The sequence below is a fragment of the Pseudomonas sp. P5_A12 genome (assembly GCF_056400685.1).
This window is the reverse complement of sequence record NZ_JBFUKU010000450.1, coordinates 1-3,038: the sequence shown is the minus strand read 5'-3', so window position 1 is coordinate 3,038 and position 3,038 is coordinate 1. Positions and strand designations below refer to the sequence as shown.

The 3,038-nt window shown below is 56.3% G+C and carries 3 protein-coding genes; 1 reads left to right on the top strand and 2 read right to left on the bottom strand.

Annotation, left to right across the window (positions count from 1 at the left end):
• Positions 1 to 972, top strand: a 972-nt coding sequence (locus tag AC1DSG_RS29710) for a DUF1302 family protein (RefSeq protein ID WP_477794058.1), incomplete at its 5' end; no start/stop codon positions are given.
• Between the two features lie 145 nt (positions 973 to 1,117).
• On the opposite strand, the gene AC1DSG_RS29705 is transcribed toward AC1DSG_RS29710, so the two are convergent.
• Entirely contained in the window at positions 1,118 to 2,086 is a 969-nt protein-coding gene (locus tag AC1DSG_RS29705) for an ABC transporter substrate-binding protein (protein WP_477794057.1), read from the bottom strand.
• 154 nt (positions 2,087 to 2,240) lie between these two features.
• Positions 2,241 to 3,038, bottom strand: a 798-nt coding sequence (locus tag AC1DSG_RS29700) for a HalD/BesD family halogenase (protein ID WP_477794056.1), incomplete at its 5' end; no start/stop codon positions are given.

The window sequence follows — 3,038 nt, the reverse complement described above, 5'->3', positions numbered from 1 at the left end:
GTCTACTACCGCGAAACCTCGGACATCCTGCCGCAAGCCTGGCTGGATGCCAGAGGCATCTCCTCGGCCAACCCGAACGGCACCCCGCCAGCCGGGCAAGTGCCGGCGCTGGTCAACACGCTCAACTCGTTGAGCACCGCCACCTATCAACTGGCCTATGCCGACAACATTCAGATTTTCGGCCTGAGCCTGTCCAAGGATGTCGGCGTTGTGAGTGTGGGTTCGGACCTGAACGTGCGTCACAACATGCCGCTGGCCAGTATCCCGGCCATCGTCAGCTCCACCAGCCCACTGAGCCTGGGCCAAGGCCTCGGCCTGTTGCCGGCGCGCACGGCGTCCACGGGTGTGATCTACGACACCCCGAGCCGCGGCGATAGCATGAGCGCCACCGGCGACACCCTGCACTGGACGCTGAACGGTCTGTTGCCCCTGCCGAAAACGGCGCTGTTCGATACGGCAACCCTGCTGACCGAGCTGTACTACAGCAATCTGCTCAAGCTCGATGACAAGAACGAAGCGCTCTACAAGGGCAAAGGCACCTATCGCGGCGTCGACCAGTCGACCCGGGACAACTGGGGCCTGGCGGTCAACTTCACACCGACCTGGTTCCAGGTGTTCCCCGGTATTGACCTCAACGCGCCAGTGTCCGTCAACGTCGGCCTCGCCGGCGTGTCACCGGTGTCCGGTGGCGGTGCCAAGGACACCGGCAACTATGCGTTGGGCGTCGGTGCCATTGTGTACAACAAATACTTTGTCGACCTGAAGTACGTGGACGCCTTCGGCCAAACCGACAAGTGCAATACCAGTGGTGTAAGCACCGGTCCGACCGGTGGCGATGGCTCTACGCCGAACGCCTTTAGCGGCAACGAAAACTACGCCTGTTACGCCGGTGGCTACTCGTCCTTCTCCGGTGTTGGTGCAACGATTGAGGACCGTGGCGCTGTTTATCTGACGATGAAAACCACCTTTTGATTCGCCGCTCGCTTACTCAACGTAAGCAGGAGAACGATAACGTGAAATTTGCACAAACCGTGTTGGCCGCCTCGCTGGCGATGATCGTCGCTGCCCATGCCGCGGTATCGGCTCAAAGGGCGGGCGTCCTTGCCCTCGTGGCCGATCAGAGCGATGCCGCGATCTTTTTTGCCGCAGCTTCATCGACCCAGGCACGCCAGAGTTCCGGGTGTTCCTTAAGGAAAATCCTGGCCAGCTTCGGTGATTCGATTCGCTCCTTGGTCATCCTCGCCAGGTTCTGGTTCAGCACATCGATAGGAATATTGACCTTCTCCAGCACCGCGACCAGTTCGGGAGCCTGTTCATGAAAAGGCGTGGAGAGTCCAACCATGGTAATGACGTTTTTGTTGGCCCCGGTCTTTTCTTCCAGTCTTATCGCATCGATCTGCCCCATTAGCGGAGTCGGTGACCAGTAGTAGAACAGGACTGGCTCACCGCGTTTATAGCTGGACAGGACCGCGGCATCCAATGCGGCACCGGTTCCCGGACGGAAATTCGTGAAGGTGTTTTCAAGACCGTACTCTTTCAACATCTCGGTATTGTCCTGCTCACAAATCCAACCAGCAGGGCAATTATAGAAGCGCCCTTTAGACGGTTCCTCCGAATCTCGAAAAATCTTCGGGTATTTGCTCAGGTCAGAGACTGTTTTGAGGTCTGGTGCGGGTGCTGGCTTATTGCGCTTTGCGTCCCCCTCAACAACATAGCGCGGTACATACCAGCCCTGAGTCGCACCGATGATCGGAGCACCGACCCCGACGACCTTGCCGGCGGCGGCCGCTTTTTTCCAGACTTCGCTGCGCTCCATCCACTCTTCGCCAAACACTTGAATGTCGTTGCCGGCCAAAGCAGTCTCAAGAATGATGGTGTTACCCACCAACTGATCTGTTGCACAGCCATAGCCCTCCTTGAGCACGATCATCATGATGTCGGTAAGGAGCATCCCGCTCTCCCAATTCAGACCGGCAAATTTCACCGGCTTGCCCGATTCACACCATCCTGAAGCCTGGCTTGAAGCACTACCGACGAGCAAGCCAAGGGTGAGTAACGAGGCCAGCAAACTCTTCCTGTTTTTCATAATCAGACGCTCCGAATCATTATTATTGGGGGCAGCGAACTGTTGTGTGCGACACAGGAGCAAACGAGCCCATCAGAATTAGCATGGACAGGTGCGTGCGCAAACATGTGAAGCGAAGAAGTGGATCAATTGCTTTTATTGTTTTTGGCGAAACTTAAACCAATGGATCTACCGAGGTACGCCCGTAGAACAACTGGCGGGCATAGGCACTGAATTCGACGTTGGGCTGGTCGACGTACGCGAAAACTGCGTTGAGCCTCAACCTGTCCCCTTGCACCGGCGTCACCCGGTGCAATGAATAGCGGCCACGGAACAATGTCAGGGTACCGGGCACTTGAGGCAGAACCTCAATCTGTTGTGTGTTCGGGTCATCGAGGAATTGTCTGACCGCGTCATAGCAATCGTCGTTTTCATTGCGCAGCATGCGCACGTACTCAAAATCCCCACCGGCGCTCGCCGCCTGAAGGGACAGCGTGACGCTGAAGTCGGAACGATCAAAGTGCCATCCCAACTCCTGCCCCGCCGTAAAGCCCTGCAAGTTAAGGGCGGCTAACGGATCGGCATGACGATAGAGCGCGTCCAGGTCCAAAACATCTTTGATGAAAGAAAGCACTTCGTCCGACTCATAGATGTGCCTGATCAAATGGTCGGCAGGAATATCGGCATAAGCAACAGTGTCTTTTGCCGTGTTCATCAACCGTCGTAGCGGATGTTCCGGATCAACGCTTTCATCTTTAGGTTTGAAATAAACCGTGTGGTTTTCCCGAAAATGAAACATGCGCGAGTGCAAGGCAAGCGTCTGATCCGCCATCGCGACAACCGATGGATTGCGAACGAAGCCCGGGAAGATCGCTACGCCCTCTTGGCCCAGCAAAGACTGACTTTGAGTGACCAGTGCAAGATAAGCGGGGCTGGTGCGATCAGTAATAGGGTAGCGCTCTAGATCGATGAT

What these genes read in the sequence shown, in the direction of transcription:
- AC1DSG_RS29705 (WP_477794057.1), bottom strand. Translation starts at nt 2,086, where the DNA reads ATGAAAAACAGGAAGAGTTTGCTGGCCTCGTTACTCACCCTTGGCTTG.